Raw genomic sequence first — 15,943 nt, forward strand, 5'->3', positions numbered from 1 at the left:
CAAAACTAAAATGAGGATATTATTAACATAAGAAAGTCTACCAAACATCTAGAGGAGGATATTAATAATGAATTTTAATAAACTTAAGAAAAGTAATTTATTGAAAGTAGGAACAGCTGCTATTTTATCTGTGGGTGTTCTAAGTGCTTGCGGAGATGACGATCCTGGTATAGATGAAAATGACGACGTTGAAGTAGATCAACCCGCTGATGTAACGCCAGATGATGATGTAAATGTGGACGAGCCAGAAGTAGACATGGAACCTGATACAGATACTGAAGATAAAACTAATGATTAATAACCTATAGTCTGAACATTCCCCTCTGTAATCACTCAAATACGATGATTTATAGAGGGGTTTTTATTTTACATATTCATTCTGAGTTATTAATCACTCTATTCTTTCCATTTTAATGTGTAAGATCTTGGTACTACGTATAATCTTTCCCCATTCATCACACTATGATAAGTAGTGGTGCATTGGTAAATTATGAAAGTCATATATACAAGGAGGAGAGCAACGTGACAGAACCTAGACAACCTGAAGATACACAAAAAGGAATGAGTCGTAGGAATTTCATGAAAAACACCGGTCTATTAGCTGGTGGTCTAGTTGGTGGATCACTATTCGGTGGATTATTGACTAACCAGCTCCAAAAACCAGGCGCACCAACAAACACGGGAAAAGAAGATAACCACTTATTGGAGGCACGTACCTTCTTTAGTAATGCCGAAGACTTTCTTATACTTTCCGCTGCTACTGAAAGGCTGTTTCCCAAAGATGATTTAGGCCCAGGCGCTATTGAACTAGGAGTCCCCTACTTTATCGATCGACAACTTGCCGGGGAATGGGGAATGAACGCAAAAGAATATATGAAAGGACCGTTTTTGCAAACAGGTGCTACAGATCCATATGAAAACCAAGTAGATTCGACTCAAGACCAAGGTCCAAATGCAGAAACGCAAGTACCTACACCTGCCTTCAGGTATCAGACACCCATGACAAGAGGCGATATTTTCATGGAAGGTGTACATGCATTGGAACAAACGGCACAAGAGAAATTCGAAACAAACTTTCGTAATTTAGAACCGGAGCAGCAAGATGAGATTTTGCAGATGTTCGATGAGGGAAAAGGGAAAGTGAACGGTGTCTCGTCGACGACGTTCTTTAATCTATTACTACGTACAACCATTGAAGGCGCTTATGCTGACCCAGTATATGGCGGGAACCGTAATATGGAAGGCTGGAGAATGAAGGAATTCCCCGGTCCACGTATGAGCTATACAGCAGATATCGAAAAAGAAGACTTCATAGTAATGAAACCTGAAAGCTTACGGAATTATCAAGGTCACTGATAACGGGAGGAACTCATATGGCGAAAAAACTAAAAAAAGTAGATGTTGTCGTAGTAGGAAGTGGTTGGGCAGGTGGAGTAGTCTCTGCTGAATTAGCTAAAGCTGGCTATCAAGTAGTAACACTAGAACGTGGCAAAAAACAAGACCGACGGGACTATATCGGTGTTAAAGATGAATTACGCTACACTAATCGTTACGAGATGATGCAAAATCTATCTCCTGAAACCATTACGTCACGCGTGAACATAGAAGATACTGCCCTTCCTGTTCGGACTAGGGCAGAAATGATGGCTGGTACCGATTTGGGCGGTGGTAGTGTCCACTGGGCAGGTGCGACATATCGGTGGAGGCCGATCGATTTTGAATTGCGTTCTAAAACCATTGAACGTTACGGCAAAGAGAAAATTCCTGAAGGTATGACTATTCAAGACTGGGGCATCACGTATGATGAAATGGAACCTTATTACGATAAGTGGGAAAAAACCGCCGGTACTTCAGGCGAACCCGATCCACTTGGGGATAAGCGTTCTAATGATTATCCTAACCCTCCTATGCTAGCATCGCCAGCTGTAAAGTTATTTAAAGAAACTACTAAGAGAATGGGTTATCATCCTTATCAAGTTGCTTCTGGAAACTTATCACAGGCGTATACGAATCCGGACGGTGAAAAATTAAATGCTTGTATGTTCTGCTCTTATTGTACGATGTATGGCTGTGACTTCACGGCTAAATCGGATCCATTGGCTACAGTTATTCCAACTGCCCGAAAAACGGGAAACTGCGAAATTCGGACCAACTCTTTAGTGCGTCGCGTTCTGCATAAAGATGGAAAAGCGACTGGCGTACTGTTTACTGATACACGTACAGGAATTGAATATGAACAACCTGCAGATGTTGTCGTATTAGGTGCGTTTTCTTTCACTAATAATCGCTTATTAATGCTTTCCGAGATTGGGACACAGTACGATCCAACAACACGTAAAGGAACAATTGGACGGAACTTTAATGGACAATTTAACATCACATTCCTTGGAGCAAGAGGATATTTTGAAAAGAAGAAGTTTAACCTCTATATGGGAGCAGGTGCTCTTGGAGGTGCTATGAGTGACTTCGCCGGTGATAACTTTGATCACTCTAATCTAGATTTCATTAACGGTGGCGGCATCGAAATGCGCCAATATGGGGATGGTGCTATTTCGACGAACCATGTTCCTAAAGGGACACCCAAATGGGGACCTGAGTTTAAGAAAAACTCGATCCATTACGCGAATCGTTCGCTAGTTGTGTGGTATACACCTGCTGTCATGTCATGGTGGCATAATTACGTGGATCTAGACCCAACGTACAAAGATGAATACGGAGATCCCCTACTACGCATTACGAATCGTTACACAGATCAAGACCGCAACATTGCAAAATTTGGAATTGAAAAATGTAGCGAAATCATGAAAGAAATGGGGGCAGATATCATTGACGAAGATGAGGTTCCGGAAGAGTTTGACCATATATATTCAGGCGGTCACTACGCGGGCGGCATCATCATGGGGGCAGACCCTGAAACCTCTGCGGTGAATAACTACCTTCAAATGTGGGAGATGGACAACCTATTCGTAGTCGGCGGTTCAGCGTTTCCTCAATTCGGAGGTCATCACCCCACTTCAACTATTGGCGCGTTGGCATATCGTGCAGCAGAAGGTGTAGAGAAGTATTTAAAAGAAGGCGGTCCGCTTGTAGAAGCTAAGCAAGCAACACTAAATGCCTAATAATCCCTGCAGCCGAATAGATTTCGGCTGCTTTTCGTTATACAACATCCGTGCGTTTTGCAGTAATGTAAAAATGGTAATTTTATTCTTAGAATAACGTAATCTGTACTGCATGAACCTAACATTTGAAGCTTATTAAGAACAGCCTGAGTGTTTAGCGCAAGCAAGGCACATTCATTCCAGACGATAAAAATCCGAATTCACAGTGCAATACTACGAATCCGGATTTTTATCGTACATTAGATGCGACAAATCAATTCATCATCAACATTTAGGTGAAATCATTACTGAGAGTCGTCTAACTAGCTTCGTTACAATTGGGAAGGAAGTGCCTTGTGGACCGACAATCAGCCCTGCACGTAATGCAGTAAACAGAACTTTATTGCGCAAAGTTATCCGATAAAATGACATCCATATCTTCAAAAACACCTTGAAATAATTTCGCTGTCTTCAGCATAGTATGCACAAGATATACCGCAATGTCAGCACCAGCCAAGCTCTTCTCTGCATCTTTCATAGAAAACAAATCACAAGATCGCCACTTTAATTCATCTGTATTTTTCCGCTGATCTCCATTCTGCGACAGACTAATCACTTTGGCTTTTCCTTTAAGTCTTCCAATAAATTATGGCCAATATATCTACTCGCACCCGCAACAGCTACAACCAATTTCTTTTCTCTCAAACAGCCACACAACCTCCTGTACGTATACAATAAAATCACTCTATTTAAGAGTTTTATAAGCCTATTTATTTAAATAATACTATTTTAAGCAATAGTATTTGCTTTTTATATAAAATGTGTTTATACTAATAAAAGAACGATGAAAACTATATATGTTTTTCTAGTTTTCATTCTGTATATAAGGATAGGAGTACGATAAATGAAAGCACGTATTATGAAGGCTTTCCTCGAAGAAGTTCATGAGAAAAGTATGAAGTTCACAATGGACGATTTAGCCAAAAGGCTGGGTATTAGCAAAAGGACTTTGTATGAACACTTTTCTTCCAAAACGGAAATTTTAGATGCTATTATAGACTCAACATTACAGGAGTTCGACGAAAAAACCGATAGGATTATGAACGACCAAGAACTACCTCTTGTAGATAAGATTAAGAAAGTCATTACAGTCATTCCGAAATACAATGATTTTTATAACTGGCAAATCCTTGATCAGATGAAAAAAACGCATCCCGAACAATGGGAACGCGTCCACGCAGCACTTAATGAATGGGATGAACTTCGCGAATTGATTGAACAAGGAATTTATGAAGGAATCATTGCAGATCAAAACGTAGAGTTACTGATGAAGTTGATCATAGATGCAACAAACTTCACGCTTGATCGAAAGTTTTTCTATGAAAATCGTATGACTGTAACCGAAGCACTGGATTCCATAGTGGATATTCTGTTGTTTGGGTTTATTGTAAAGCAATGAATAAATAAACTGATAAAACAAAAATAGTTTTACCGTTTTACACAAAATTGAAAGCGAGATGGAATTATGAGCCTCCACGCAAGTGAGGTAACGAATGAAAATTGGCAAGATGTTGCCTATTTATCCGTACACGAAAACCAAAAGAACTTTATTGAAAGCAATTCATTTTCACTAGCACAATCACAATTCGAACCAGAATGGAAGTCCATTGGATTATATGATGGAGAAGATTTAGTCGGTTATGCAATGCATGGACGTGAGGCAGATACAGGCAATGTATGGCTTGATCGCTTTATGATCGATCAGCATCACCAAGGAAAAGGTTATGCCAGCAGATTCCTAACACTTCTACTTACCAGAATGGAAGAAAAGTATCAATGTGACAAGATTTATTTAAGTATTTATCCAGATAATAAAGCAGCGAAACACTTATATGAAAAGTTCGGATTTAGGTTAAATGGACAAATTGATGATTTGGGTGAATTCCCTTGTCTTATCATGGAACTTGACCTTCAAAGGAGTCCTTTGCAATGAGCTTTTCACCCAAGTCAAATCAATTGGATACGGAGCCAGTAGGACGTATCTTTTTGCGTTACTTAATACCGTCAACTATCGGTATGTTGTTGATGGCAATCAATATTGTAGCGGACGGCATCATGGTCGGTAATCGATTAGGTGCAGAAGCATTAGCGGGAGTCGGAATTTCGGCTCCCGTTTATACGATTTTTTTTGCTATTTCCCTATGGATTGGTATAGGTGCCGCCACGAAATACTCAATGGCAATGGGTGCCAAAGATGTGCAGAAAGCTCGTTCGATTTTCACACATGCTATTTTTTCCATTTTCTTATCCACTATTATAGTAGGTTTAACTGCTTTTATTTTTAGGGATCCGTTAGCTTACGCACTTGGAGCCAATACGACTACTTTCCCTTATGTTTCACAATATTTATTTGTCATTCTACTGTTTGGCTTTATCTTTACTGTAGAAAACACCTTTAGCATTTTCGTACGCAACGATGGAGCACCGAATCTGTCAATGACTGGGCTAATTGTGACATCTGTCGTCAACATCGTCCTGAATTATGTATTCTTATTTATTTTTGATTATGGTGTTGCCGGTGCTGCATCCGCCACCATTATTGCATCATTCATAGGAATGCTAGTACTCGCAACCCACTTCTTAAAAAAGAACAATAACTTGAAACTGATTCGCTTGAAGTTTAATAAAAAGCTGTTTCTAGCCATTCTATTTGTTGGATTTCCGAGCTTCCTTTCCGAGCTAGGGATCTCTTTCTTTACCATTACACATAATATCGCGTTTGAACGGATGGCCGGCACGGAAGGTGTTGCGGCCTTCTCTATTTTGAACTATGTACACAGCGTCATGCTCATGCTGTTCCTTGGAATGGGTGGTGCGATTCAGCCACTTATCAGTTATTATCAAGGCTCCGGCAACCAGGCAAGGATGAGGGAAACTGTAAAAAAGGCCACTCTCACCGTTGTCATTGCGGGTGCTGTGTTCTTCCTTGTCGGTCAATTCGCGGCAGGCCCTATCGTATCGATCTTCGGGGACTTCCCACAAGCCGTAAGAGATTTGGCTACTACAGGAATTAATCTATTTTTCTTCGCTTATTTATTCACAGGTACGAACTTTGTGATGATGACATATTATCAGTCTATCGGCAATGTACGGATGGCAATTTGGATCACTGCTTCTCGCGAAATTATCATTATGTTGATTTTCTTGATGATTTTACCCCGTTTATTTGGTTTGAATGGTATTTGGTTGTCCATTCCAGCCTCTGAGTTTGTCGTATTTGTTGGTGTCTACTTACATCAGAGGAACGCTACTCGGCATTCTTTAATTGGCAAATTTAGATAAAGCATATCAAATCGTAGTAACTGAATTAGTAGGTAGTAACTCATTCATTATAGAATACCCCTGATCATTGTCGCGTCAGGGGTAATTATCTGCTATAGAGAATCTTTAATCACACGCTTATAATTCAACACGGAAAGCAAACCAAATATAGAATATAGTGCTGTGTAGATTAACATTACGATAATCGTTGGTGTCAGCATTTCAGTACCGAATAAAAACCAGCCGGATTTTACAGCAAAATAGCTGTGTAAGAGACCGACGACTAACGGAATACCAAAGTTAAATAACTGCTTTCGTTGAATCCCTTTTAGTAAATCCATTTGTGTATAGCCTAATTTACGAAGAATAGTGTAGTTCGACTTTTCATCTTCACTTTCGTACATCTGCTTAAAGTATAGGATACAGCCTGACGTAACAAGGAACGCGAGGCCGAGGAATCCCACGATGAACATAATCATGCCAGCACTTTGCATCTGTTTCGTTCTTTCCTCAAGCTTTGATTCATGTCCTGCCCATTCGTTTATTCCCAACACATTAAATAGTTCATTCGCTTTTTCGAGATCATTTTCATTCTCGATATCCACGCCATGATACTCAGTAAATTCGGGTGTAATGGAAGGATCTTTATCTACACTCATTTTCCGGAATACTTGTTCATCCACTACCGCAACAACAAAACCATAAGTTACACGTGTTGGAAGAACTGCTACTCTTTCCGTCCCTTTCAGTGTCAGATTATATATATGCTCTTTGCCTTGGAATACTACTTGCTGATTCCTTTGAAACTTTAAGAATTTTTCCGTCAGACTATCTGAGTTGACGAAGAGCACTCCCTTTTCTGCTACGTCTATCTCCGACAATACTGCATCACTAATGACAATCATCTGTGTATCGGTATAACTCATATCTTGACTTTCTTCACCTGTAAAAGACATAACTCTCGACAAATCAACAGGTATAGTCAATAGATCAATAGCTGACTCTGAATAGGCTATGTCTTCACTGTCAAGTGTCTGCGTAAATTCCATTGCACGCATAGTATCAGGAATGGTAAAGTCGGCAGGAATAGTTCGCTCCACCGACTTCTCTACTGAGTAATACGATATATAACTTAATGAAAGTAATGCTATGGATAGTGCAGATAAAGATGTAATAATCATTAATAAAAGAGAATTGGATCTCATTCGAAACATAATCGAAGAGAGTGATAGCACGTCGTTAACGTTCAGATATCCCCCTTTGCGTTTACGAATCAAGTTAAAGATAAAGCTGACAGATCCTTTATAAAATAAATAGGTGCCTACGATCACAGAAGCTAGTATGACGATCATCACTAGAAATAGCTGATTTCCAAGAAATACACTACTAAATAATCGGGATGATAAATAATAGCCGAATACAATGAGGAGAATACCGAACACACCAATGACCGCCTGAAACACTGTCATATTTCTCGCCCGCTGTTGTGTCACGGTAGTCACACGGAACAACGACAATATACTTTGACGTTTAATGAATAGTGCATTCATGATCAAAATCAATACAAAGATTGCCGCAATCCTAGGGCTTTTTCTTTGTTGCAATGCACTCGTTCCGATAATACTTTATAAATAACCCTCAATAATTTATGACCGCAGGCGACCACGGCTTTCATCTTCGATCCCCGAGCGGAAATACGATAATAGAGTGAACTAAAGGCTGGATCCTTCGATCGACCGACCATCCCACCACTTGCATACAGTGCTGTTTTTAAATATTTATTCCCTTGGATGGTGCGTAAACTTTTTTCTTCCCTGCGCTTTCATTAGACCCTGGAGAAACCCCTGCCCAAGGAGCTAAATGTCCAACTGTTAGAAAGGCCTCTATATTTGGGTCAATTTCTCCTAAAATAACAGCGGCACTCTGTAGTTTCACACCAGGGATTTCCATCAGCAGCGCGTACTCTTCCGGAAAGTACTCCAAAATAAAGCGTTCAATGTCTTCCTCTATCTGCTTGATCTTTCGTGAATAAAAATGATATTCCTCGAAAGAATCTTCCAATAATCGACGATTGATTCTACTAAGTTTCCCATCCATCGCGGTCAATAAATCCTGCGCAGAGGCTTTCACACGTCCATGTCTACATGCCTCTATCCGTTCGATGCTTAATACTTCTCCGTCAATAAATAGTCGGAGTAAGGCTTGTCCTGTCTTTGAAAAAATATTCGACAAGTAGCCAGTGAGTTTAATATTGGATCGTTGAAGCACATTGTGTAGTTCGTTTTTGGCCTGCGTTCGTTTTTGCATGTAGGACTGTCTGCGCCTCGTCAGTAATCGCAATTCCATCACATCGAAGTCGGGAATATACGAAGCCTGAATAAGACCACAACGACCCAACTGGGCAATCCATTCGGCGTCTTTCATATCTGTTTTTCGTCCAGGAACATTCTTAATATGTTGAGGATTGGCAAGTGTAATATGAAACGGAGCTATAGAAATTTTATTTCCACGTTCTACGACGTAATCGGCTGATCGCTCGTGATAAGAAGCTCATCCAGTTTTTATACAGGTTCGGCAAAACCCATTAAACGTACGGATTTGTATTACCTATCTTCATTATACTGGACGTGCTACCTTTCCGTCATGGCAGAGATTGTGAAGCAATCATATAGTTTCTTATGTGCTATTAGTTTATCTTATATTCACACATAATGAAAATAACCCAGTTGAACAGATACTACATCTGTTCAACTGGGCTACTAGTAAACTCTGATTAATTCTTTTCAACGACATCAAGTTCCGTCCAATCAAATTCACCGTTTCGAATCTTTTGACGACGTTCCTTTGTAATATAATCACGCTCGGGATCTTTATGGTAATCTCCAACCTTTTTAGGATCACCTTCGGGGCGATCATGTGATAACACAAACGCAGCTAAATCGGCAGCCTCTTGATCAGTCAGCGTACCTGCCTGACCTTTAGGCATATTGTTTTGAATGTAACCTGTTGCTTTATTGATACGGTTAATACCTGCTGCTTCATTAAATGAACCATCCCCCCAAAGTGCCGGACCTGTATGGTCACTTGTACCTGAACCATCTCCTGCATGACAAGAAATACAGTTTTTAGCTGTAAACAGTTGCTGACCGTTTTCGACATCTGGTTCAGGAATTGAATCTTTATTGTTATTCATTCTCCATGTAATATCCTCATCCGTCTTTACATCTTTTGAGATGAACGTCAAATATTCAACCATCGCCTTCATATCCTCACTGCCTTGCTCAAGTTCCGCTCCATTCATACTGCGGATAAAACACCCATTGACACGATCTTCAATCGTCGTCCATTTTCCATGATGCTCTTGCGGATATTTCAAAGTCACTCCGACCATCGGTGAATTTGCTGACAGTCCGCCATCTCCATGACAGCTGATACAAGACAGACTATTACCCACGTTTTCAGGAAGTAATGCATTCGTATTATCAAAAAGTTCTTTCCCTCGTTCGATTTTTGTAGTTTTTGGATCATCAGGGTCTAGGTTTTGTAAGTTTTCGCGGATATCTGCTTCGCTATATCCTTTGTCTTGGCCACATGCACTTAAGATTATCAGTAACAATAATAACATTGTGCCGACTGATTTGCGTATATACACCAATATATCACCCCTTACATTACATGCTCTAGTAATCACGTACCCGTTTCTACATTTGATATAACAACTTTATTCAAAAAATAAATATTTTTCTTTAGTTATGTATCACCAAGCCTTCTATTAAGCCTTATTTTCCATGAAATATCTTTCTCTCTTTATAAATTTAGTAATTCTATGTTTTATTCCAAGTAGACAGGGAAGGGCATTTAAGTAAATAGTATTACATATAGGAAGGAAGTTATGTGAGTGAAAAAAATCCGTTTATTGTTTCCGCTTCTACTACTTTCCGGCTGTTCAAATATCACTGTACTAAATCCTAAAAGTACTACAGGTAAAGATCAGGCTTTTCTAATTTGGCTCGGTTTCGGTATTATGTTTCTAGTGCTTGCAGTTGTATTTTTTTTACTCGTCAAGATCATCATTACATATCGTTATAAGAAAGAACGGGAACATGATCCCACTCACTATTTGAATGATAAGCAAAAAAGACATCTTCAACTAGCTTGGACAATCATTCCCATTATACTACTCGTCATATTAGCTATTCCTGCTCTCTGGATTTCATATCATCAATCCCCAGTGGCTGAAGCTGAATCCCGCCATGAAGGTGTACATATTCATGTTTCCGCCAAACAATTTCAATGGACATTCACTTATGATACGGATAAAACAGAAGAAAACTTACTCATATTACCTGAAGGTGAATCAATCATTCTCCATCTGTCCACAGAAGATGTGATTCACTCATTCTGGGTACCGGAACTTGCGGGTAAAGTTGATTTAATCCCTAACAAGCCTATTGTCTATGAGATTAAAGAGCCTGAAATAGGTGTCTACAAAGGTAAATGCGCCGAGTATTGTGGTATTCAGCACGCAAATATGACATTTACTGTTAAGGTTGTTTCCAAAGAAGAATATGAAAACTATATTAATAATTAAGTAAATGGTAGCATCCCGATGTTGCCATTTACGCATACTGTTAGGAGTGAAAACTATTATGCACATCCCACTTTTCGGAAAAACGATCTTTCTGACGATCGATCTGGTCATCGCTTGGAGCCTGCTCATTATCTTGCTTTCTACTGCTATCATTTATGTAGTCAGAAAACATAAGTATCCCGTCATTTGGGAGTACATACGAACAACCAATCATCGGAAAATCGGTACATTGTATATGATATTCGGTTTTCTATTTTTCCTGAGGGCAGGTCTTGACGCCTTACTCATCAGAATGCAACTAGCCTTACCGAATAATAACTTTATGGTCTATCAGTTAGAGAAATATAATGAAACCTTCACGTCACACGGTACTATGATGATCTTTTTCGCAGCAATGCCTTTATTGCTCGGATTAATGAACATAGCCGTACCATTACAAATCGGGGCACGTGATCTAGCATTTCCATTCTTGAATGCATTGTCCCTATGGCTGTTTGTCGCAGGTGGCGTTATGTTCGGTTCAGCCTTTTTCCTCGACAGCTCACCTGCTGTTGGCTGGACAGGCTATGCACCTTATTCAACAGTTCAGTATACACCAGGAGCCGCCACCAACTTCTATGTTTTTGGTATCCAGATTGCAGGCTTCGGTACTTTATTAACCGCGCTGAATATGATTGTCACTATCATTAGGAACCGTGCGCCCGGCATGAAATTAATGCGCATGCCTTTATTTCCTTGGGCTGCTTTAATCACTTCTTTCTTGATCTTGATCGCATTTACAGTACTTGCAATTGCACTGTATTTACTAATGTTCGACCGACTTTTCGGGACGACATTCTTCTCAGGCGAAGATGGTGATCCTGTCTACTGGCAACATTTATTTTGGTTCTTCGGACACCCCGAAGTTTATATTCTGGCATTGCCGGCATTCGGACTGTTCTCGGATATTATCTCGACCTTCTCAAGAAAGAAAGTATTTGGTTATCCAGCAATGGTTGTCTCTTTACTGATGATTGGTGTGTTAGGATTCATGGTCTGGGTACACCATATGTTTACTGTCGGTCTCGGGCCAATCATCAATACGTTTTTCGCTGTGACTACAATGGTCATTGCGATTCCTACAGGTCTGAAAGTATTCAACTGGCTATTTACTATGCGTGGTGGAAAAATTGTGTTTACTGTTCCCATGCTATTTGCCATTGGTTTTATTCCATCGTTCGTTATGGGTGGAGTGACAGGCGTAATGCTCTCACTGACCGCAGCGGATTTTCAATTCCATGACACGCATTTCGTTGTAGCACATTTTCATTACGTCATTTTGGCTTCTACAATCTTAGGGATTTTTGCAGGGCTATATTATTGGTATCCCAAAATCACCGGCTTCAAGCTGAACGAAACATTAGGGAAATGGCATTTTTGGTTATTCCTCGCAGGTTATCACATGACATTCTTGCCAATGCACATCACGGGTTTACAAGGAATGCCTCGTCGGGTCTACACGTATGGTTCAGATGAAGGTATCACCGCTTTAAACTTTACAAGTACGGTTGGTGCATTCCTGATGGGGATCAGCATCATCGTTTTCATAATCAATATCGTAAGAACCACTCGCCACGCCCAGCCGGCAGGAAACGATCCATGGAATGGTAGGACCCTAGAGTGGAGTGTCGCCTCTCCATCGCCTGAAGACTCCTTCACACCTATGCCGTTGGTTGAAAGAACAGATGCTTATTGGTATGCAAAGAAACATAACGAAAACATGAAAGTAGCAGAAAATCCTCGTCACGCTCCGATTGCGAAAGATACGTTATTACCATTCCTAATGGCTTTGGCGATATTCGTAACAGGATTCGGTTTGATCTATCAATCTTATTGGATTGCCGCCATTAGTGGCGCTACCATATTCGTTCTATTCATCGTCCGCTCATTCAATGATGAACGGGAATCGGTTTACGGAAGGGGGGATGTAAAATGAATAATGCAGAGACAGCTTTATTTAAAGATAAACAGTTAGGCTTCCTTATCTATCTAGGAGTGGAAGCAATCATGTTCATGGTATTGTTTATCACCTATTTCATTTATACCCCTGCTTCAAGTGGCCCACAACCTTCCGATATTTTCAATTGGAAAACTGTTGTATTGGCTTCAGTCTTCTTACTTTCGAGTAGTGGAACGATTTTCATGGCGGATCGTTATTTAAAGAAGGACAATGGGAAAGCTACAATCATTTGGTTGCTCATCACACTTTTGTTAGGCCTCGCTTTCCTTGGGGTTGAAATCAATGAGTTTGCGTCTTATATTCAGGCAGGCTATACCACAAGAACTAACGTTTTTATGGGTGCTTTTTATGTATTAGTTGGTCTCCACGCAGCCCATGTGGCATTCGGTTGCGGTTGGCTCACGATCATACTTATTCATTTCAAAAGAAAGATTCCATATACCTTGTTTTTAGAGAAGCAAAAGATTTTCTCTTACTACTGGCAATTTGTGGATCTTGTTTGGATCGTGATTTTGGTGATTGTTTACATCCCTTATTTATGAATAAACAGAATAACGCGCTGTTGAAAGTTATTTACACTTTCAACAGCGCATTTCTTATTTCAAATAAAATATCCCACCATTCACCACATCTACCGTAATGCGCGGTTTAAAACGCTCTTCCATCGCTTGCTTCTCCATCTCATAGCACTCAGGTTTCGGTTCCTGCCCCTCATAGAAATAATCTAATACTGCTTGGTCTTTCCTCCATCTCTTTTCCGCTTCCTCCACCCACGTTAGATCTTCCCCTTCAATTACTTGAGTGATCACAGTATCCAATCGATCAAGTGCGCGAATAGGCGTGATGATATAAGGTAAGTGAAATACTTGTTCAGACGATTGCTCGGACAAATCTCGCATACCAATAGTCTCCTGGAACTCTTTTACGACAGTACCCGTCATCAAATTGATGCCTACTGAATACAGTATTTCCTTCGTTTGATGGCTGGTGAATGACACTTTATAATTTACACCCACCCACGGAGTTAAAATCCGCCGTTCGTTAGTGTCTGCTATGCGCTCGTACATTTTCACATACTGCCCCATCTCTTTGGTCAATCGAAATAATTGATGTAGCCGCGGAGATCCTAGATGAATTACTTCTCCTTTCATCCCGTTTTGCAACTGCTGCATGTTTGTAATTAGCGTGAGCTGTGCCGGATTCGGTATTTCATTGACGCTTTCAATATACCTCCAATAAAAAGGGCGGTTCATAATTCGTTTATCCATATCGATGGTTAGTTGCACAGTTAGATAATGTTCATTTTCATGAAGTATTTCACAGTTATTTTCCGTGAAGAATCTGTGAAGATACGTATGGATTTCTGTCGAATGCATACATTCTCCTCCTTCACACAGACTGTTCTTTCATTTCCAAAATATCATCTAGTTCGCCTACAACTTGTTCGAACGTCTCAATTTTTCCTTGTAGCACTTTCACCACATGGTCATCAATCGTTTCTTTTACAGCCAAATTATAAATCTGTACATCGTGTTCTTGTCCTAGTCGATGTACCCGACCAATCCGCTGTTCCAATTTCATTGGATTCCAAGGAAGATCATAATTGATGACGTGATGGCAAAATTGTAGGTTAATCCCCTCTGCTCCAGACTCTGTCGCGATTAACACTTGCGCTTGCTGCTTAAATAAATGCTTAATCCACTCCCGGCTGCTTTTGCTTAACTTACCGTTGAAAATAACATTCGAAATCCCATTCGCATACAGATAGTCACTCAAATATAATTGCGTCATACGATATTCAGTGAAAATAATCACTTTTTCGTTCGCTTGTGCAATCAATTCGGCCGCCTTTTTAGCTTTAGAATGAATCGTCAATTTTTCCAACTGATTGATGACATCTTCCACATAGGAGATTTCTTCCACCTGCTTACATTCCTGCAGTTTCTTCTTCAATGTAACCATTGTGGCGTCGGGGCTACTACACATTTCCCTTTGTAAAGTCATCGTGGAAAATGCATCGGAGAATAGCGGAGATATTTGTTTCAGATTGGATATAGCGGTGTAGGCCTGTCTTTCATTGTCCGTGAATGTGATAGGAACTGTATGAATCTTTCTTGTGGACCATTCCACACCCGTATCCTGCCGCCTATTACGTACCATGACTTGGCTGACTAGCTCTTTTAAATAACTATCTCGCTCTTCATCACGATTTTTAGCAGAAAACACTGAGGAAAACTCCTCATAGTTTCCTAAATGGCCTTGTTTAAGTAACGTCACTAGATAAAACAATTCAAACGTATCATTTTGGATCGGTGTTGCTGTAAGCAATAAACAAAATTTCTTCTTCAAACTTTGTACAAATTCATAACTGATCGTCTGATGATTTTTTAATTTATGCGCTTCATCTACAATAATCAAATCATAATCTTGCGCAAAAATTTTCTCCTTATGCGGACTGCGTTTGGCTGTGTCCATACTCATGACGACTACATCTACATAATCGAGCTCATAATTCTTTTTGTACAACAGCGCAGGGATGTGGAATTTCGTATATAGCTCTTCCACCCATTGATTAACTAGAGAAGCTGGTACTAGTATCAGCACTTTTTTCACGAGACCTCGCAGCAAATATTCCTTAATAATCAGACCTGCTTCAATGGTTTTACCAAGCCCGACTTCGTCCGCCAAAATCGCTTTACCGTTCATCTGTTCAATCACTCGTTCAGCCGCTTTTATTTGATGAGGTAACGGTTTTACATTTGGTAAGTAAGCAAGTGACTGCAATCCAGTAAAATCAGTAATTAAGTTGTTTTTCGTGATCTCATAGCTCATGTTATACAGCACCGCATTATTCCATGGTTCATGGTTTTCAAGTCGTTGAATAAATCCTTCTTTCCAAGAAGACGATCTTTCAATTAGCATTCCAATCACCTC

15 protein-coding genes are annotated in these 15,943 nt (G+C 40.0%); 9 read left to right on the forward strand and 6 right to left on the reverse strand.

What is annotated here, in order from left to right; all coding sequences use genetic code 11:
- The first annotated feature begins 67 nt into the window (after window positions 1–67).
- From CSV60_RS07640 to CSV60_RS07650, 3 genes are all read left to right on the forward strand, one after another.
- Window positions 68–298, forward strand: coding sequence for a hypothetical protein (locus tag CSV60_RS07640; RefSeq protein ID WP_099636535.1), 231 nt, complete (start codon window positions 68–70; stop codon window positions 296–298).
- A 224-nt stretch (window positions 299–522) separates the two neighbouring features.
- Window positions 523–1,356, forward strand: coding sequence for a gluconate 2-dehydrogenase subunit 3 family protein (locus tag CSV60_RS07645; RefSeq protein WP_099636536.1), 834 nt, complete (start codon window positions 523–525; stop codon window positions 1,354–1,356).
- A 17-nt stretch (window positions 1,357–1,373) separates the two neighbouring features.
- On the forward strand, window positions 1,374–3,119 hold the full coding sequence (locus CSV60_RS07650) for a GMC family oxidoreductase (RefSeq protein WP_099636537.1): 1,746 nt from the start codon (window positions 1,374–1,376) through the stop codon (window positions 3,117–3,119).
- 379 nt (window positions 3,120–3,498) lie between these two features.
- Here the strand turns inward: CSV60_RS07650 and CSV60_RS07655 are convergent, their stop codons facing one another.
- A complete protein-coding gene (locus CSV60_RS07655; RefSeq protein ID WP_099636538.1) occupies window positions 3,499–3,714 on the reverse strand; it encodes a hypothetical protein in 216 nt (71 codons plus the stop codon).
- 288 nt (window positions 3,715–4,002) lie between these two features.
- On the opposite strand from CSV60_RS07655, the gene CSV60_RS07660 reads away from it, so the two are divergent.
- From CSV60_RS07660 to CSV60_RS07670, 3 genes are all read left to right on the forward strand, one after another.
- Window positions 4,003–4,557 carry a TetR/AcrR family transcriptional regulator gene (locus CSV60_RS07660; protein ID WP_099636539.1) on the forward strand — a complete coding sequence of 185 codons (555 nt, stop codon included), beginning with the start codon at window positions 4,003–4,005 and terminating at the stop codon, window positions 4,555–4,557.
- A gap of 66 nt (window positions 4,558–4,623) precedes the next feature.
- Window positions 4,624–5,091 carry a GNAT family N-acetyltransferase gene (locus CSV60_RS07665; RefSeq protein WP_099636540.1) on the forward strand — a complete coding sequence of 156 codons (468 nt, stop codon included), beginning with the start codon at window positions 4,624–4,626 and terminating at the stop codon, window positions 5,089–5,091.
- Window positions 5,088–6,440: an MATE family efflux transporter gene (locus CSV60_RS07670; RefSeq protein ID WP_099636541.1), complete on the forward strand. Its 1,353-nt coding sequence runs from the start codon at window positions 5,088–5,090 to the stop codon at window positions 6,438–6,440. Before CSV60_RS07665 ends, CSV60_RS07670 begins: the two co-directional genes overlap by 4 nt.
- Before the next feature lie 92 nt (window positions 6,441–6,532).
- On the opposite strand, the gene CSV60_RS07675 is transcribed toward CSV60_RS07670, so the two are convergent.
- From CSV60_RS07675 to CSV60_RS07685, 3 genes are all read right to left on the reverse strand, one after another.
- On the reverse strand, window positions 6,533–8,023 hold the full coding sequence (locus CSV60_RS07675) for an FtsX-like permease family protein (RefSeq protein WP_099636542.1): 1,491 nt from the start codon (window positions 8,021–8,023) through the stop codon (window positions 6,533–6,535).
- Window positions 8,024–8,189: 166 nt separating this feature from the next.
- Window positions 8,190–8,918, reverse strand: a complete 729-nt coding sequence (locus CSV60_RS07680) for an IS110 family RNA-guided transposase (RefSeq protein WP_143565328.1) — start codon at window positions 8,916–8,918, stop codon at window positions 8,190–8,192.
- 274 nt (window positions 8,919–9,192) lie between these two features.
- Window positions 9,193–10,071: a c-type cytochrome gene (locus CSV60_RS07685; protein ID WP_233189571.1), complete on the reverse strand. Its 879-nt coding sequence runs from the start codon at window positions 10,069–10,071 to the stop codon at window positions 9,193–9,195.
- A gap of 246 nt (window positions 10,072–10,317) precedes the next feature.
- On the opposite strand from CSV60_RS07685, the gene coxB reads away from it, so the two are divergent.
- The 3 genes from coxB to CSV60_RS07700 are packed head-to-tail and all read left to right on the forward strand — an operon-like array spanning window position 10,318 to window position 13,551.
- A complete protein-coding gene (gene coxB / locus CSV60_RS07690; RefSeq protein WP_099636544.1) occupies window positions 10,318–11,010 on the forward strand; it encodes a cytochrome c oxidase subunit II in 693 nt (230 codons plus the stop codon).
- Window positions 11,011–11,068: 58 nt separating this feature from the next.
- Window positions 11,069–12,985, forward strand: a complete 1,917-nt coding sequence (locus tag CSV60_RS07695) for a cytochrome c oxidase subunit I (RefSeq protein WP_099631865.1) — start codon at window positions 11,069–11,071, stop codon at window positions 12,983–12,985.
- Window positions 12,982–13,551, forward strand: coding sequence for a cytochrome c oxidase subunit 3 (locus tag CSV60_RS07700; protein ID WP_099636545.1), 570 nt, complete (start codon window positions 12,982–12,984; stop codon window positions 13,549–13,551). The genes CSV60_RS07695 and CSV60_RS07700 overlap by 4 nt, the downstream gene beginning before the upstream one ends.
- A 54-nt stretch (window positions 13,552–13,605) precedes the next feature.
- Here CSV60_RS07700 and CSV60_RS07705 read toward each other — a convergent pair whose 3' ends face one another.
- Window positions 13,606–14,385 (reverse strand): YqhG family protein, encoded by a 780-nt coding sequence (locus tag CSV60_RS07705; protein WP_099631863.1) that lies wholly within the window; start codon window positions 14,383–14,385, stop codon window positions 13,606–13,608.
- 13 nt (window positions 14,386–14,398) lie between these two features.
- Window positions 14,399–15,931 carry a DEAD/DEAH box helicase gene (locus CSV60_RS07710; protein WP_199175253.1) on the reverse strand — a complete coding sequence of 511 codons (1,533 nt, stop codon included), beginning with the start codon at window positions 15,929–15,931 and terminating at the stop codon, window positions 14,399–14,401.
- Window positions 15,932–15,943: the final 12 nt, after the last annotated feature.

The sequence above is a fragment of the Sporosarcina sp. P7 genome, assembly GCF_002743425.1.
Lineage (GTDB): Bacteria > Bacillota > Bacilli > Bacillales_A > Planococcaceae > Sporosarcina.